At 32.5% G+C, this 16,172-nt stretch carries 14 protein-coding genes; 1 reads left to right on the top strand and 13 read right to left on the bottom strand.

Annotated elements, in window-relative coordinates; genetic code table 11:
* Nucleotides 1-5: 5 nt before the first annotated feature.
* From ISP08_RS06360 to lepA, 11 genes are all read right to left on the bottom strand, one after another.
* On the bottom strand, nucleotides 6-674 hold the full coding sequence (locus tag ISP08_RS06360) for an NfeD family protein (RefSeq protein WP_195718685.1): 669 nt from the start codon (nucleotides 672-674) through the stop codon (nucleotides 6-8).
* A 233-nt stretch (nucleotides 675-907) separates the two neighbouring features.
* The gene (gene rpsU, locus ISP08_RS06355) at nucleotides 908-1,084 is read right to left on the bottom strand and encodes a 30S ribosomal protein S21 (protein WP_048793564.1); all 177 of its coding nucleotides are present in this window, start codon (nucleotides 1,082-1,084) and stop codon (nucleotides 908-910) included.
* A 117-nt stretch (nucleotides 1,085-1,201) separates the two neighbouring features.
* Complete coding sequence (gene mtaB / locus ISP08_RS06350) at nucleotides 1,202-2,548, bottom strand: tRNA (N(6)-L-threonylcarbamoyladenosine(37)-C(2))-methylthiotransferase MtaB (RefSeq protein WP_195718074.1); 1,347 nt, start codon at nucleotides 2,546-2,548, stop codon at nucleotides 1,202-1,204.
* A gap of 5 nt (nucleotides 2,549-2,553) precedes the next feature.
* Complete coding sequence (locus ISP08_RS06345; RefSeq protein WP_195718073.1) at nucleotides 2,554-3,306, bottom strand: 16S rRNA (uracil(1498)-N(3))-methyltransferase; 753 nt, start codon at nucleotides 3,304-3,306, stop codon at nucleotides 2,554-2,556.
* Between the two features lie 2 nt (nucleotides 3,307-3,308).
* Nucleotides 3,309-4,247, bottom strand: a complete 939-nt coding sequence (prmA, locus tag ISP08_RS06340; RefSeq protein ID WP_195718072.1) for a 50S ribosomal protein L11 methyltransferase — start codon at nucleotides 4,245-4,247, stop codon at nucleotides 3,309-3,311.
* Between the two features lie 6 nt (nucleotides 4,248-4,253).
* Nucleotides 4,254-5,387: a molecular chaperone DnaJ gene (gene dnaJ / locus ISP08_RS06335; protein WP_195718071.1), complete on the bottom strand. Its 1,134-nt coding sequence runs from the start codon at nucleotides 5,385-5,387 to the stop codon at nucleotides 4,254-4,256.
* Nucleotides 5,388-5,533: 146 nt separating this feature from the next.
* Nucleotides 5,534-7,369, bottom strand: a complete 1,836-nt coding sequence (gene dnaK, locus ISP08_RS06330; protein ID WP_048793559.1) for a molecular chaperone DnaK — start codon at nucleotides 7,367-7,369, stop codon at nucleotides 5,534-5,536.
* Nucleotides 7,370-7,420: 51 nt separating this feature from the next.
* The gene (gene grpE / locus ISP08_RS06325) at nucleotides 7,421-8,062 is read right to left on the bottom strand and encodes a nucleotide exchange factor GrpE (RefSeq protein ID WP_195718070.1); all 642 of its coding nucleotides are present in this window, start codon (nucleotides 8,060-8,062) and stop codon (nucleotides 7,421-7,423) included.
* Between the two features lie 26 nt (nucleotides 8,063-8,088).
* Nucleotides 8,089-9,069 carry a heat-inducible transcriptional repressor HrcA gene (gene hrcA, locus ISP08_RS06320; protein WP_195718069.1) on the bottom strand — a complete coding sequence of 327 codons (981 nt, stop codon included), beginning with the start codon at nucleotides 9,067-9,069 and terminating at the stop codon, nucleotides 8,089-8,091.
* Nucleotides 9,070-9,169: 100 nt separating this feature from the next.
* The gene (gene hemW / locus ISP08_RS06315) at nucleotides 9,170-10,294 is read right to left on the bottom strand and encodes a radical SAM family heme chaperone HemW (protein ID WP_195718068.1); all 1,125 of its coding nucleotides are present in this window, start codon (nucleotides 10,292-10,294) and stop codon (nucleotides 9,170-9,172) included.
* Between the two features lie 211 nt (nucleotides 10,295-10,505).
* A complete protein-coding gene (lepA, locus tag ISP08_RS06310) occupies nucleotides 10,506-12,329 on the bottom strand; it encodes a translation elongation factor 4 (protein ID WP_048793555.1) in 1,824 nt (607 codons plus the stop codon).
* Nucleotides 12,330-12,630: 301 nt separating this feature from the next.
* Here lepA and rpsT point away from each other — a divergent pair, with 301 nt between their 5' ends.
* The gene (gene rpsT, locus ISP08_RS06305; RefSeq protein WP_048793554.1) at nucleotides 12,631-12,882 is read left to right on the top strand and encodes a 30S ribosomal protein S20; all 252 of its coding nucleotides are present in this window, start codon (nucleotides 12,631-12,633) and stop codon (nucleotides 12,880-12,882) included.
* A gap of 46 nt (nucleotides 12,883-12,928) precedes the next feature.
* On the opposite strand, the gene holA is transcribed toward rpsT, so the two are convergent.
* Nucleotides 12,929-13,903, bottom strand: coding sequence for a DNA polymerase III subunit delta (holA, locus tag ISP08_RS06300; RefSeq protein WP_195718067.1), 975 nt, complete (start codon nucleotides 13,901-13,903; stop codon nucleotides 12,929-12,931).
* A gap of 75 nt (nucleotides 13,904-13,978) precedes the next feature.
* On the bottom strand, nucleotides 13,979-16,084 hold the full coding sequence (locus ISP08_RS06295) for a DNA internalization-related competence protein ComEC/Rec2 (RefSeq protein ID WP_196931160.1): 2,106 nt from the start codon (nucleotides 16,082-16,084) through the stop codon (nucleotides 13,979-13,981).
* Between the last annotated feature and the right edge of the window lie 88 nt (nucleotides 16,085-16,172).

Genomic DNA, 16,172 nt, shown 5'->3' with positions numbered 1-16,172 from the left:
AAATTTTAAATTTCTCTAACAACAACACGCGTACCTTCAACTTCAAGAATTTTCACACTTTTATTGCGTAAAATAAATGAGCCATCTGAAACTGCATCAATACGTTCGTTATTGATTGAGATAATACCAGCTGGTCGTAAATCAGTCATTGTTAATGCTGTTTCGCCAACTAAATAAGAGCGGTCATCATGAGATGTGTAACCAGATTCAGCATTAGTAGAATCTTTTAATACAACTTTATCTAAAAATGGTATGTTACGTTTGAAAATTTTCACTAATATCACCCACTCGACGATTGCTAAAATTAATGCTATTACAACATTACCTATCATGAAAACCAAATTATCGCCCAATGTAATAATACTAAATATTATTAATGTTAAACCAATGATGCCGATTACTGCGCCTACAATAAATAGTTCGATAATGACGAATAATACACCGATACTAAATAAAATCACAGTGATTAAATTAACATCACCTTTAATTAAGAAGCCTAAAAAGAAAATTAACATTGCTAAAGTAGCAATAATACCAATGATATTAATCCTTTTAGAATATAATTGATATAGAAGACCTAAAAATATAACACAAGTTAATATTAAAGCTATTACTGGACTTACGATAAAATTAGCCAAGTTATCTAACCAACTATGGCTTTGGATTGAGGTCATAAAACTCAACGTATGTATATTAGATAATAAGTTCACGATTTCACCCCGCTCTCATATTAATTATACAATAAACAGGCGGTCATTAATACAGTTATGGGGAATTCAACTACTACAATTGTAATAATGCTTATTCGTTTTAAAAGCCAGAGTAAAATAAAAAACCATAGTTGAATATATCAACTATGGTTATTATATATAATTAATATTGTTGAGGGAGTCAACGAAACTATTAATTATTTGAATTTACGTTTACGTGCAGCTTCTGATTTCTTTTTACGTTTAACACTTGGTTTTTCGTAAAATTCGCGTTTACGCACTTCTTGAATAGTACCGCTTTTAGAAACAGAGCGTTTGAATCGACGTAACGCATCTTCAAGTGATTCGTTTTTTTTGACTACTGTTTTAGACATCTGTATTTCCCTCCCTCCAAATATCAACGAAACTTTTACTTTTAATACATAGTTTAACTATGTATAAATTAGTATAATATATCTAACTTTAACGGTCAATTAGTAAAATTTACAAATTTATACTAAAACTTTATGTTCTGACTTATTTGTAGCATGATCAATTACACGGAGTAATTCCCCTTCATTGATTGGGTAATCAGCTTTAACGATTTTGACTTTTACGAGTTGTCCAATTAATGATTCATCACCTTTAAATTGAATCTTCATGTAATTATCTGCATAACCGACTAAAGTACCTTCTTCGCTACCTACTTCTTCAGGAATCACTTCTAAAACATCGTCTTCAAAGTTAGAAGCGTATGTTTTAGCCAATTGATCACTTAAATTGATTAGACGATGTACACGCTCGTTTTTAATGTCTTCATCTATTTGATCATCCATTCTGGCTGCAGGTGTACCAATTCTAGGAGAATATGGGAAGACGTGTAATTCTGAGAAATGATGATCAACAATGAAATCATATGTTTCTTGGAATTCTTCTTCAGTTTCGCCAGGGAATCCAACTATGACATCACTTGTTACAGCTAAACCTGGTAATGCAGCGTGTAATTTCGTTAATCTCTCAGAAAAATGCGCCATAGAATATTTACGTCTCATTCTTTTTAACACTGAGTCAGACCCTGATTGTAATGGTATGTGCAAGTGTCTAACGACTTTGTTTGACGCTGCAATAACATCGATAACTTCGTCAGTTAACTGACTTGCTTCTATAGATGAAATACGTATACGTTCTAAACCATCAATCGTTTCTAAATCACGTAATAATTGAGCTAGATTATAATTTTTTAAGTCTTGACCGTAGCCACCAGTGTGGATACCAGTTAATACTATTTCTTTATAACCAGAATCAACGAGTTGTGTTGCTTGTTCTACAACTTTTTCAGGATCACGTGAACGCATTAACCCTCTTGCCCATGGAATAATACAGAAAGTGCAGAAATTATTACAACCTTCTTGTATCTTCAATGAAGCACGTGTACGGTCTGTAAAATAAGGTACTTCTAATTCTTCATAAGTACGATTTTTCATAATATTACCCACACCGTTAATTGGTTGTCGTTCTTGTTTATATTGTTCTATGTAACCAATTAATTTAGTACGATCTTGAGTACCAACGACAATATCTACACCAGGTATTTCCATTATTTCTGCCGGTGAAGTTTGTGCGTAACAACCTGTTACACATACAACCGCGTCTGGATTTTGTCTTATTGCACGACGTATAACTTGTCTGCTTTTTTTATCTCCAGTATTAGTTACTGTACATGTATTAATAACAAACACGTCAGCATTTGTTTCAAAATCTACTCTGTCGTAATCAGCTTCTTTGAATAATTGCCAAATTGCTTCTGTCTCATAGTGATTTACTTTGCAACCTAAAGTATGAAATGCAACTGTGGACATAAATATCACCCCAATAGTTCTTTTTGATAACTTATCGCACTCAACACATATAATGGTGCAGTTTCTGCCCGTAAAATTCTTGGTCCTAAACCAATTTGTTTGCCTACTTTATCTAACAATTTAATCTCTGTTTCGGAAAAGCCACCCTCTGGTCCGAAAATTACTAATACGCTTGTATTAGGTTCGAAATGTTGTAATAAAGTTTTGAAATTATTGGTTTCACCATTCTTCGCTGCATCTTCATATGCTACAAGTACATAATCATATTTATCTATATTATCACATAAAACTTGTAAATTCGACACATATTCAACGTTAGGTATGATTAATCTATAACTTTGTTCTGCTGCTTCTTTGGCAATTTTTTGCCATCTTTCTAATTTTTTTTCTACTTTTGAAGCATTTAATTTAGCGACAGAACGATCCATTGTCGTTGCGATAAAATGATGTGCACCTAATTCAGTTGCTTTTTGTAATAACCACTCATATTTATCAGCTTTAATAAGTCCACTACAAATCGTCACAGCTTGTGGTAATTCGGTATTAATGTCTAATTGTTGTACAGTTATAATCTCTATACGTTCATTTTCAATGTTGGTAATTTCACATTGATAAGCTACTTGCTCATTAAAGGTAACTATAATTTCGTCACCAATCTGATGTCGCATAACCTTAGTAATATGATGAATATCATCACTTTGTGTAATAAAAAAACGCTGATTAAAATCAGCGTTTTGGTTTAAAAAATATCTTTGCAAAATTATTCGCTCTCTTTCTGTCCCACAATACAGACCCAACTATTATCGTGGTTTACTGAAATGATTTTAAATCCTGTACGCTTCATATGTTCGATTATTTCTTCGTGCTTTTCTTCTATTATACCAGAAGTAATAAAATAACCATCTTTATTTAAAGTATTATAAGCATCATCAATCATTTCATCAATAATATGAGCTAAAATATTTGCTATAACCACATCAAATTTTTCAGTTTCCTCAGTTAATAAGTTACCAGGTACAGCTTCGATTGAATCTTCACAGTTATTCTTTTTAAAATTATCAACCGCTACTTTAACAGCCATTTCATCGAGATCTAAAGCTTTGATACGTTTTACACCTAGTAAATGTGCAGCGATACTCAATATACCTGACCCAGTCCCTACATCTATGACACTGTCGTTAGCATCGACGTATTTTTCAATAGCTTTTAAACACATATTAGTAGTTGGATGGTCGCCCGTACCAAAGGCCATGCCAGGATCTAGTTCAATACATAATTCATCTGAATCTGTTTTTTGATAATTTTCCCAACTTGGAACAATAGTAAATCGTTCAGACGCTCTAAATGGATGAAAATAATTTTTCCATTCATTTTCCCAGTCTTGTTCTTGAATGTTAGTTTCTTGATAATCAAAAACATCATGGTTTAAGGATTCAAGCGACTTGATTGATTCGATAATGTTAGACTTTAAATCATTGGTGAATTTTATCTCATTAAAATATGCTTTAAGTCTTACACCAGTATCTGGATATGCATCTTTACTTAAATCATAAATTTCACCAAATTTATCTTCGAAATCGTGGTTCAAATCATTTGAGTCTTCAATAACAACTCCGTTAGAGCCATAATCTTCTAATATGTTACTAACTAAAGAAGCTACGTCGTGATTAACTGTTATGGAAACTTCGGTCCACTGCATAATAATTTATTCTCCTTTAAAGAAGCGTTTAGCTTTGTCTCTAAAATTTGATGGTTGTTCAGATAATTCTTCGCCATTAATCTCGGCAAATTCTCTTAAAAGTTCTCTTTGTCGATCATTGATTTTAGTTGGCGTTACTACATTTACATTTACGAATAAATCGCCGTAACCATAGCCATGTACGTTTTTAATACCTTTATCTTTTAAGCGGAATTGCTTACCAGTTTGCGTTCCGGCAGGTACGGTTAACATTACGCTACTTTTAAGCGTTGGTACTTTGATTTCATCACCTAAAGCGGCTTGTGGGAATGTGATATCTAGGCTGTAATAAATATCATCGCCCATTCTTTCGAATTTTTCTGAAGGTTTAACTCTGAATACAACATATAAATCTCCGTGAGGGCCACCATTTTCGCCTGGTGTACCTTCACCTGCTAATCTAATTTGTTGTTCATTGTCTACGCCTTCTGGCACAGTAACTTTAATTTTAACAGTTTTATTTTCTGTACCTTTACCATGACAAGTTTCACAAGGTTCTTCAAATTCTTGTCCTGAACCATCACAGACTGGACAAACTTTTTCTGTTCTAACTCTGCCTAAGATGGTATTTTGTTCAACTGAAACATGACCAGCACCATTACAATAGTTACAAGTCTTTTTCTTAGAACCAGGTTTAGCACCTTCACCATCACAAGTATGACAAGTGACGTCTTTTCTGATAGAAATTTCTTTTTCAGTACCAAATACAGCTTCATCAAAGGTAACTGTCATTGTATATTGTAAATCGTCACCTTTTCTAGGTCCATTAGGGTCACGTTGACGGCCGCCACCGAAGAATGAACTAAAGATGTCTTCAAATCCGCCACCGCCGAAACCACTAAAGTCTTGACCGCCGAATCCTTGACCACCAAAGCCACCTTGTGGTCCACTATGACCGAATTGATCATAGTTAGCTCTTTTATTTTCATCGCCTAGTACTTCATAAGCTTCTGAAATCTCTTTGAACTTTTCGTCTGCACCTTCTTCGCTATTAATATCCGGATGATATTTTTTAGAAAGTTTACGGTAAGCTTTTTTAATTTCGTCTTTTGATGCGTCTTTGCTTACACCTAAGACCTCATAGTAATCTCGTTTGGCCACAGTTTATCTCTCCTTCTAGTTATTATTTGAATTGCAACTAATTAAAAAGAAAAGTCAAAGCCAATGTGCAATTGACTTTGACTTATTTTGGCTAAGCAATTGGATTTCTTATTTAATTAACTACGACTCGTGCTGCATCATTCAAATTATTTTTTTTGTTCGTCGTCATCGTTAACTTCTTTAAAATCAGCATCTTCAACGTTATCGTCTTGTGCTTGTCCTTGTTCACCTTGTTGAGCTTGCGCTTGTTCTTGAGCTTGTTGATATACTTTAGCTGATAAGTCTTGAACTACTTGTTCTAATTCTTCTTTTTTAGCTTTAATATCGTCAAGGTCTGAACCTTCAAGTGCTGATTTTAATGCTTCTTTTTTCTCTTCAGCATTTGATTTATCTTCTTCAGATACATTTTCGCCTAAGTCAGTGATTGTTTTTTCAACTTGGAATACTAAGCTGTCAGCTTCGTTTCTAAGATCACTTTCTTCACGACGTTTTTCGTCTGCTTCTGCATTTTCTTCAGCATCTTTAACCATACGATCGATTTCATCATCAGATAAAGTATTGCTTGATTGGATAGTGATATTTTGTTCTTTGTTAGTACCTAAGTCTTTCGCAGTAACGTTAACAATACCATTTTTATCGATATCGAATGTTACTTCGATTTGTGGCACACCACGTGGAGCTGGTGGAATATCAGTTAATTGGAATCTACCCAATGTTTTGTTATCTGATGCCATTGGACGTTCACCTTGTAATACGTGAATATCAACGGCTGGTTGGTTATCTGCAGCTGTAGAGTAAACTTGTGATTTAGATGTTGGGATAGTAGTATTTCTTTCAATTAGAGTATTCATACGTCCACCCATGATTTCGATACCTAATGAAAGTGGAGTTACGTCTAATAATACTACGTCTTTAACATCACCAGTGATTACGCCACCTTGGATTGCAGCACCCATAGCTACAACTTCGTCTGGGTTAACACCTTTGTGTGGGTCTTTATTGATTTCTTTTTTAACAGCTTCTTGAACTGCAGGGATTCTTGTAGAACCACCAACTAGAATTACTTCATCAATGTCAGAGCTAGATAAACCAGCATCTTTCATAGCTTGACGAGTTGGTTCCATAGTTCTTCTGATTAAGCTATCAGCTAACTCTTCAAATTTAGAACGAGTTAAGTTAATTTCTAAGTGTAATGGACCACTTTCTCCTGCTGAAATGAATGGTAGAGAAATTTGTGTTTGAGATACACCAGATAAGTCTTTTTTAGCTTTTTCAGCAGCGTCTTTAAGACGTTGTAATGCCATTTTGTCTTGGCTTAAGTCTACGCCATTTTCTTTTTTGAATTCAGATACTAGATAATCGATGATAACTTGGTCAAAGTCATCCCCACCTAGTTTGTTGTCACCTGATGTTGATAGTACTTCAAATACGCCGTCACCTAATTCTAAGATAGAAACGTCAAAAGTACCGCCACCAAGGTCAAATACTAATACTTTTTGGTCGCTTTCAGTTTTGTCTAAACCATAAGCTAAAGCAGCTGCAGTTGGTTCGTTAATGATACGTTCTACTTCTAAACCAGCAATTTTACCAGCGTCTTTAGTAGCTTGACGTTCAGCATCATTGAAATAAGCTGGAACAGTTACAACAGCTTTATCTACTGTGTCACCTAAATAATCTTCAGCTGTTTTTTTAAGGTTTTGTAAAATCATTGCTGAAATTTCTTGAGGTGTATAAGATTTTCCTTCGATATCAACTTTATAGTCAGTACCCATATGACGTTTAATTGATTGGATAGTGTTAGCATTAGTGATTGCTTGTCTTTTAGCAACTTCACCAACTTGTGTTTCACCGTTTTTGAATGCAACTACTGATGGTGTAGTTCTTGCACCTTCAGGGTTTTGAATAACTTTAGGTTCGTCACCTTCTAATACAGCAACACATGAATTTGTAGTACCTAAATCAATACCTATTACTTTACTCATAAAAATATTCCTCCTGTTAGTTATATAATAAGTTTATTGTGAAATTAATTTTTATTCATTTACTTTAACCATTGAAGGTCTAAGTACACGATCTTTTAATTTGTATCCTGTTTGTAATTCTTGAGTAACTTGACCTGTTTCAAACTCATCATTATTATCTTGCATCACTGCTTGATGGAAATTTGGATCAAATTGTTGACCTTCTGATTCAATTCTTTCTAGGCCATTGTCTTGAAGTGCTTTTAAAAGGCTATCATAAACCATTTGCACACCTTTTTTAAGTGAAACAAATTGTTCATCTTCCCCATCTATTTGTAAAGCACGTTCAATATTATCAATTGTTGGTAAAATATCATTTAACACACTTTGTGCTTGATATTCTTTCATTGTTTGATTTTCTTTTTGAATACGACGTTTATAGTTTTCAAATTCTGCATATAAACGTAAATATTTTTCTTCATTTTGCTGAACTTCTTGTTGAAGTTTTTCAATTTCTGCGTCTTTAGGATCAACCTGTTCTGCTTCATTTTCAGTTGTTTCTGTTTCGTTGTCTTGCAGGTTATCGTTCGCATCTTGTGTTTGTTCTTCAGCAACACTAGCGGCAGAATCATTTTCATGATTTTGGTTAGCCGTTTGAGATGTCTCTGCTTCTGTTTCTTGATTGTTGCTTACTGATTCGTTGTTCTCAGTCATTTCCTGCCCTCCAATACAAATATTAATTACCAAATCTTATTTAGTAAATGTATTACATTTTGATAGTTCATTGCAGTAGGTCCAATTACCGCAATCTTACCTTTTAATCTATCATCAATATGATAATCACTTGAAACGATAGAAATATCACTTAAGCTATCGTCAATTTCATGTCCTATTTTGACATTAATGGACGAACCTGACATTTCATTGAGTAAGTCATTTATTTTATTAGACTCAATATATTGTAAAATAGGTTGTATTGATGAGACGTTGGTTTCATTCAACGCATCAATTAGTTTAACCTTTCCACCCATAAAAATGCCATTACTTTGATTATCAAAATGTAATTGTAATGTCTCTAGCATATCTCGAATAAATTTACGTTCATTCACAGACTGTGTAAATGAATTTAAATCATTTTCGAAGTGGTATGTGGACAACTCATTGTATTTAGCAGTGACAAAATTTGAAATTTTGTTTAACTCATCATTGTCTAAACGACTTTGAGTAGCTAAATGTAAGTGTTCAACATGCCCTGAAGTAAACACAACAACCATTACTACTAAATAATCATTAGCACGGACTAAGTGAATATTACTTATAATATCTTGTTTATGATTCGGACGCATAACCAACGTAGTATACTGTGAAGCGATAGATAATTCATTTGCGAAAGCATCTAAAGCAGTCGAAATATTATATTGATGTTCAATTAATATTTCTCTAATACGTTGGAATTTTTGTTGTTGTTGATGAGATGTTTGATTTAATAATTGATCTACATAATATCTAAACCCTAGTTCGGAAGGTGATCTTCCAGAAGACGTATGTGTCTTTTCTATTAGGTTTAGAGATTCTAACTGTTTCATCTCATTTCTAATAGTAGCAGGGCTAACATTTAAATTATGTCGCTCTATCAAAGACTTTGAACCGACTGGTTGGTCAGTATCGACATAATCTTCAACAATGGCATTTAAAATGCTCAATTGTCTATGAGTAATCATGTTTTCACCTCATTAGCACTCATTTGTTTCAAGTGCTAATTATAATTTATCAAATTGGTCAAAGTAAGTCAATGTTAAAGCATTGAAAATTATTAAAAATTTACACGCTTAATAAAAAAGCTTCGAAAACCTCGTTACCAATGACTTTCCCACGTTCAGTTAATGAAAAATAATCATCGCTTTGTTTGATCAATCCTCTTTCTAATAAATCAGAAAGTGTTTGACCAAAGATTTCATTTATAGAAATATCGAACTTCTCATGGAAACGTGAAATGCTAACGCCTTGATTCATTCTTAAACCTAAAAACATTTCCTCTTCCATTTGTTCAGTTCTAGTAGGTTGAGTGGCATGTAAAATTGGGCGTTCATTATTTTCGATTTTTTTAATATAGTGATTTACTGGGTTAACATTAGTGTAACGTTCCCCATCTACATAGCCACTTGCGCCAGCACCAAAGCCATAATAACCCTCGTTCTTCCAATATACTTTATTATGTTCTGACTCATGACCAACTTTACCAAAATTGGATAATTCATATTGGTGCATTTCACTACTGTGCATTCTTGTTATTAAATATTCATACATTGCTTCACCAACATCCTCATTGGGCATAGACAATTTTCCTTTTCTATACATATTATAAAATTGAGTTTGTGGTTCTAAAATCAGACCATAACTAGAAATATGATCAATATCTAGTGCTAATGCTAAATCTAAACTTTCTTTAAAATCTTCTAATGATTGTTGCGGTAGTTGATACATTAAATCTAAACTAATAGATTCAAAGCCCACAGTTCTTGCATTTTCGACTGCCGAATATATATCTTCAGTTTTATGACTCCTACCTAATACCTCTAACAGTTTAGGATTAAACGTTTGTACGCCCATCGATAAACGATTTACACCATAACGTTTTAATAACTGTAACTTTTCAATGGTTAGCTCGTCAGGATTAGCTTCAAAACTATATTCACCAGTAATTGTAAATAAGTTATTGATAGCTATTAATAACTTTTCTAACTGATGTACATCTAAAGCGGTAGGTGTCCCTCCACCGACAAACATCGTTTGTAACTCTCTTGTTTCGCTCATTTCCATTTCTTTGATCAGACAATCCAAATAATGATCAACAGGTTGGTTTTGAATAAAATACTTATTAAAGTCACAATAAGTACAAATTTTAACGCAAAATGGAATATGGATATATGCACTCTTCACTTTCATGTGGAACACCTCCTATCATAATAATCACTAACATAAATTAAGGAGTGGGACAGAAAACAGTCCCACCCCCGCACAGATGACTAAAGTTAAAACACGCCGGTTCAACTTTAGTCAGCCATTACTATTCATTTTATTCGGGCAAAGTCATTTACTGAACCTTTGCTTCATTTTTCACATTGCTTAGAGGAACCTAAGTCGAATAATAATTGTTTTATTCTTCATCCATTTTGAGTACGGCTAAGAAAGCGTCTTGAGGAATTTCAACATTTCCTACTGCTTTCATTTTAGCTTTACCTGCTTTTTGTTTTTCTAATAATTTACGTTTACGGCTAATATCGCCACCATAACATTTAGATAACACGTTTTTACCCATAGATTTAATATTCGTACGTGCAACAATTTTTTGGCCAATTGCTGCTTGCACAGGCACTTCGAATTGTTGTCGTGGTATTAATGTTTTTAATTTTTCTACTAAAGCTTTGCCTCGTTCATATGCAAAATCTTTATGTACAATAAAACTTAATGCGTCTACCTTTTCGCCATTTAGTAAAATATCCATCTTAACCAAGTCACTTTCTTGGTTTTCGATAAATTCATAATCAAATGAAGCGTACCCTTTAGTATTTGATTTTAATTGGTCGAAGAAGTCGAATACAACTTCAGCTAATGGAATTTCATAAACAATATTAACGCGAATATCGTCTAAATAGTCCATATTTACAAAGTTACCACGCTTACGTTGACATAATTCCATTACAGCACCCACATAATCATTTGGTACCATCATCGTAGCTTTAACATAAGGTTCAAAGATTTTTTCAATACGATCACGTTCAGGCATTTGCGCTGGGTTATCTACTGATACAGATTCACCATTTTTTAAATCACATTCGTAAATTACTGAAGGTGCAGTTGCAATTAAATCAATGCCGAATTCTCTTTCGATACGTTCTTGAATAATCTCCATATGTAACATACCTAAGAAACCAGTTCTATACCCAAATCCTAAGGCTTGAGATGATTCCGGTTCGAATTCTAATGACGCATCATTTAATTGCAGCTTTTCTAACGCTTCTCTTAAATCATTATAATCTTTGTTATCTATTGGGAATAATCCACAATAAACCATTGGATTCATTTTTTTATAACCTTTTAATGGTTTTTCTGCAGGGCGGTTTTCGTGAGTAATCGTATCCCCAACACGTGAGTCATCCACATTTTTAATACTCGCTATAATGTAACCCACATCGCCGACTGTTAATTCGTCGATAGGCAATTGTTTAGGTGTGTTAATACCTACTTCTGTAACTTCGAAAGTTTTACCCGTTGCCATCATTTTGATGCGATCTCCTGCTTTGACGACACCTTCAACGACTCTAATTGATGAAATGACGCCTCGATAAGGATCATATTCAGAGTCAAAAATAAGTGCTTTTAAAGGTGCTTCAGGGTCACCTTCTGGAGGTGGCACAGTTTCCACAATTTGCTCTAGTATTTCTTCGATACCTATATTTGATTTAGCACTCGCTAATACGACATCATCTTGGTCGATGCCGATAACATCTTCTAATTCCTGTTTTACTCTTTCTGGTTCAGCAGCTGGTAAGTCTATTTTATTTACTACTGGTAACAACTCTAAGTCATTATCTAGAGCTAAATAAACATTAGCTAACGTTTGCGCCTCAATACCTTGTGCTGCATCTACAACAAGTATTGCACCTTCACATGCGGCTAATGATCTAGATACTTCATATGTAAAATCGACATGTCCTGGCGTATCAATCAAATGAAATGTATATGTTTCCCCATCTTTAGCATCATATTTTAAACGTACAGCATTTAATTTAATCGTTATACCGCGTTCTCTTTCTAAGTCCATTGAATCTAATAACTGATTTTGCATATCTCTTGTTTCTACAGATTTTGTATTTTCAAGAATTCTATCTGCTAATGTAGATTTCCCATGGTCGATATGTGCGATAATAGAAAAGTTTCTAATATTTTTTCGTCTATTGAATCTTTCTTGTTTATCCATGTATTATCATTCTCACTTTCATAATTCTAACCCGTATATTATGTAAGACATCTTTGTCAGAATAACGTTTTTACATTATAAATGCAAACCTCATTGAAAAACTTGTATTTATAATGATATTATATGTAACATATCCATTATAAAGATATTTGTCATAGTTTCCAATTATTATTTTTAAATCAAAAATAAAGTCGCTATCATTAAATAAATGATTGCACAAAGGTTACTGATTTGATAAAATATTTTTTGTTGTAATCAAATAAAATTTGATAGCTAAGCTCACTTTTAGGAGGTGACACTCATGCCAAACATTAAATCTGCAGTTAAACGTGTTAAAACAACACAATCTGCTGAAACACAAAACGTGACTCAAAAATCAGAAATGCGTACAGCAGTTAAAAGAGCAAAATCAGCAATTGAAGCTAATGCTGATAACAAATCAGAATTAGTAAACTTCGCAATTAAAAAAGTAGATAAAGCTGCGCAACGCAACTTAATCCACTCAAACAAAGCTGATCGCATTAAATCATCATTAATGACAGCTGCTAAATAATCAAAAGTTCAAGCACATGCTTGAACTTTTTTTATACCCTTTTTTATTAAAGTGATAAGATAAATAATTCTAATATGAGTTCTTTATCCATATAAGAAGACTTTAATTTGTAATCCGTTTCAGCACAACTATCAATAATATTTAATAAATCATCGATATTATATTGGCGAGCATGGTTCAGCGCTAATTTAACTCGATATGGGTGTACATTTATTGTTTTAGCTATCTGTTGACCACTGTACCCTTTTTGGCTCAATATTTTACTTTGATAATATAGTCTGTAATTGCTCGTAATTAAAGCTAGTAATTTAATTGGTTCTTCCTTCATAACTATTAAATCTTTAACCAATTGAACAGCTTTTTCTTTTTGATTTTTTTGAATATACTCTGTTAACAAGAACACATTTTGCTCTAAACTTCTATTGACGATTTGAGAAATGTCTTGTCTATTTATCGTCGGTCTATCCCCTAAAAATAATATGAGCTTGCCTAATTCTTGTTTTACTACATTAAAATTTACACCTGTCAGTTCGATAAATAAATTTAATGCATCCTGTTTAATATCTTTATATTCTTCATGAAGGTATTGTTTAATCCAATTTTTAATATCTTCTTCCGACATTTGTTCAATTTTTATAAGTTTGGTGTTTGCTTTAAGCTGTTTAACTAATTTTTTACGTTCATCAAGTTTAGATTGATAAACTTCAAAAATAACTAGGCTCTCTCCATCATATTTATTAATAAATTCAAGTAATTGATCCACATTATGATTAATATCTTTAGGTGGTTTTTCACCTGTAAAAACATACGCATTTTGTACTAATACTACTTTTTTATCAGAAAATAATGGCATTGTTAATGATTCTTCAATTATTGGTGCTATATCAGTTTCATATAAATTAAACTTGATAAAATTGAAGTCATCTTTGGGTTCATTTAGATATTTAGCTATAATTTCATTACTTTTTTTCTCTATAAGTTCAGGTGCTTCACCATATATAGTAATAATATTCTCGCTCATTAAAATAGCATCCTTTCACGTCTAAAAACACTACTAATTATATCATTTGTCAGTGCTACACTCTAGAAAGTTTCATTATTTTTCAGTGCTTATTGCTAATTCTTTATTTAAAGTAATTGTAACTTGGCCATGTTGTGCAGTGTCATAAACTGTTGAATTAACTATTTTTAAATTGTTTAATACTTGAATGTCTGGTAACTGGAATCTGTTATGTTGACCGTTGGATATTAAACTAATTCGTGGTTGAGTGATTTTTATAAATGATTCACTGCTACTCGTTTTACTACCATGGTGCCCTATTTTTAGAATATCAATATTTGAAAGGTCATATTTAGACAACAATAACTGCTCGTTATCGGTGGTCGCATCTCCCATAAATAGTAATTTATAGCCTTTATATTTTATTAAAGTAATAATAGACTGCTTATTTTGATCATCTGCATGCGGAATTGTAGCGTCTAAGAGTTCTATAAAAAGTTGATCTATATAGATTTTGTTTATTGATAGAAAATCAATGACCTTAAAATGGTGAATTGCGGCTAACGTATTTATATATGCTTGTTGTTGCTTTGTAAATGATTGTTTATTAATAACGACATTGGTAAATACTATGTCTCGGCATAAAAATTCTAATTCGCCCATGTGATCGTTATGAGGATGTGTAATAATAAGATAATCTATTTTTTTAATACCTTTTTTCTTTAGCGTAGGTAAAATCTTATATTTTGATAAAGTCCCATTATATTGTGTTTTATTATTTTTAGATTTGCCCCCTGTATCTATCATCACAGTCCTATTTTTTGTTGTTTTAAGTAAGAATGCATCTCCATGTCCAACATCAAACATAGTAAGTTGAGTGGTGTAATCTCTAGTTAGATAAGTAATAGCTAAAGAAAATAAGGTAAACAATACCACTGTTTGTACAACTTTCTTCAAAACAAATGCCCTTAAAATTATAAATATAATTAGTAAGAACAGTGCTACTTCAAAATGATTTAATTCAGGAACAAACCAACGAAGTTTCTTAAATATCATAAAATCTTTAACCAAATTATCATGAAATAAAAATAAATTATCGACTATTAATGGTACCCATTGAGAATGTATTGGTAAGTGAACGTAAAATAAGTAAAATATTGCTAAAGGAAAAAATATAAAAGTATATAACGGGATAAAAAGACTATTTGAAATGAGACCAATCCATTGAATTTGATTAAAGTGCACACTACTAATCATGAAACTGCCTAAAAATGTTATAACATTTAACAATAGCAGCGCAATCACTTTATTATGCTGAATTAATAATGGCGTGGATAGTAAGATAAAAAGTGTTATTAGGAAAGAAAATTGGAAGCCAATATCATAGACAAATTGAGGATTTATTGTAGAGATTAAGATAAATGTGCTACCTAACACATCCAGTGCTCTATATAATAAAAAGCGAGGTAATAAGGTGACTGTAAGTACCGTTGCAATAGCTCTAAGTGCACTTGGAGCGAAGTCTGTATAACATGCGTAAATAGGAAGAATAGTACAAATAATTAACTTTATGATTGGAATTGGCAGACCCAATCTAATACAAATAAAATAAACCATTGATACGATTGCTATAATATGTGAGCCACTCACCGCCATTAAATGATAAATTCCTATATCTTTAACATCATCTAATAGATTTTTAGGTAAGAAACTAACGTCTCCAAATAATAAGGCAATTATCTTGTCGTACTGTTGAAGGCCTGAATTTTTAATTTTATCGTATAAATGATATTTATGATTTGTAAATATAGTTAAAATCGTTTGGTGCGTACGCTGACAGTCGTTACTATCGATATGCTTGATAGTGACTGTTAAAGGCCGAAATATAGATGAACTCATAGTCTTAAAAGAACCATTAACAGGACAAAGATGATTACTAATTGCGTCTATGTTCAATGGTTCTTTACTAAAGTAATAAAATCTATATTTTTCATTATCAATTTGGATAATACCGGTAATGTTATTATCGTTGGATTGGCGAACAGCGAGAAACGTTACATATTCGTTTATATTTGGATGTTGTAATATATAAGTACGCTTTTGTAATGTTTGTGCAAGATGCTTTTCAAAAATGGTAAAACTTATTATTGGTGTGATGATTACGATGATTATCATTAACCAACTACATTTTTTTCTGTACATGCTAAACATAATAATTACAATTAGAGATATTGCTAATAGTTGATTATGTAACCACAGTAAGCCAACCAAAAATGCTAAAGCAACATAA

Source organism: Staphylococcus lloydii (assembly GCF_015775975.1).
Classification (GTDB): domain Bacteria; phylum Bacillota; class Bacilli; order Staphylococcales; family Staphylococcaceae; genus Staphylococcus; species Staphylococcus lloydii.
The sequence above is the reverse complement of the archived record's forward strand: the minus strand, read 5'-3'. Positions and strand labels throughout refer to the sequence as shown.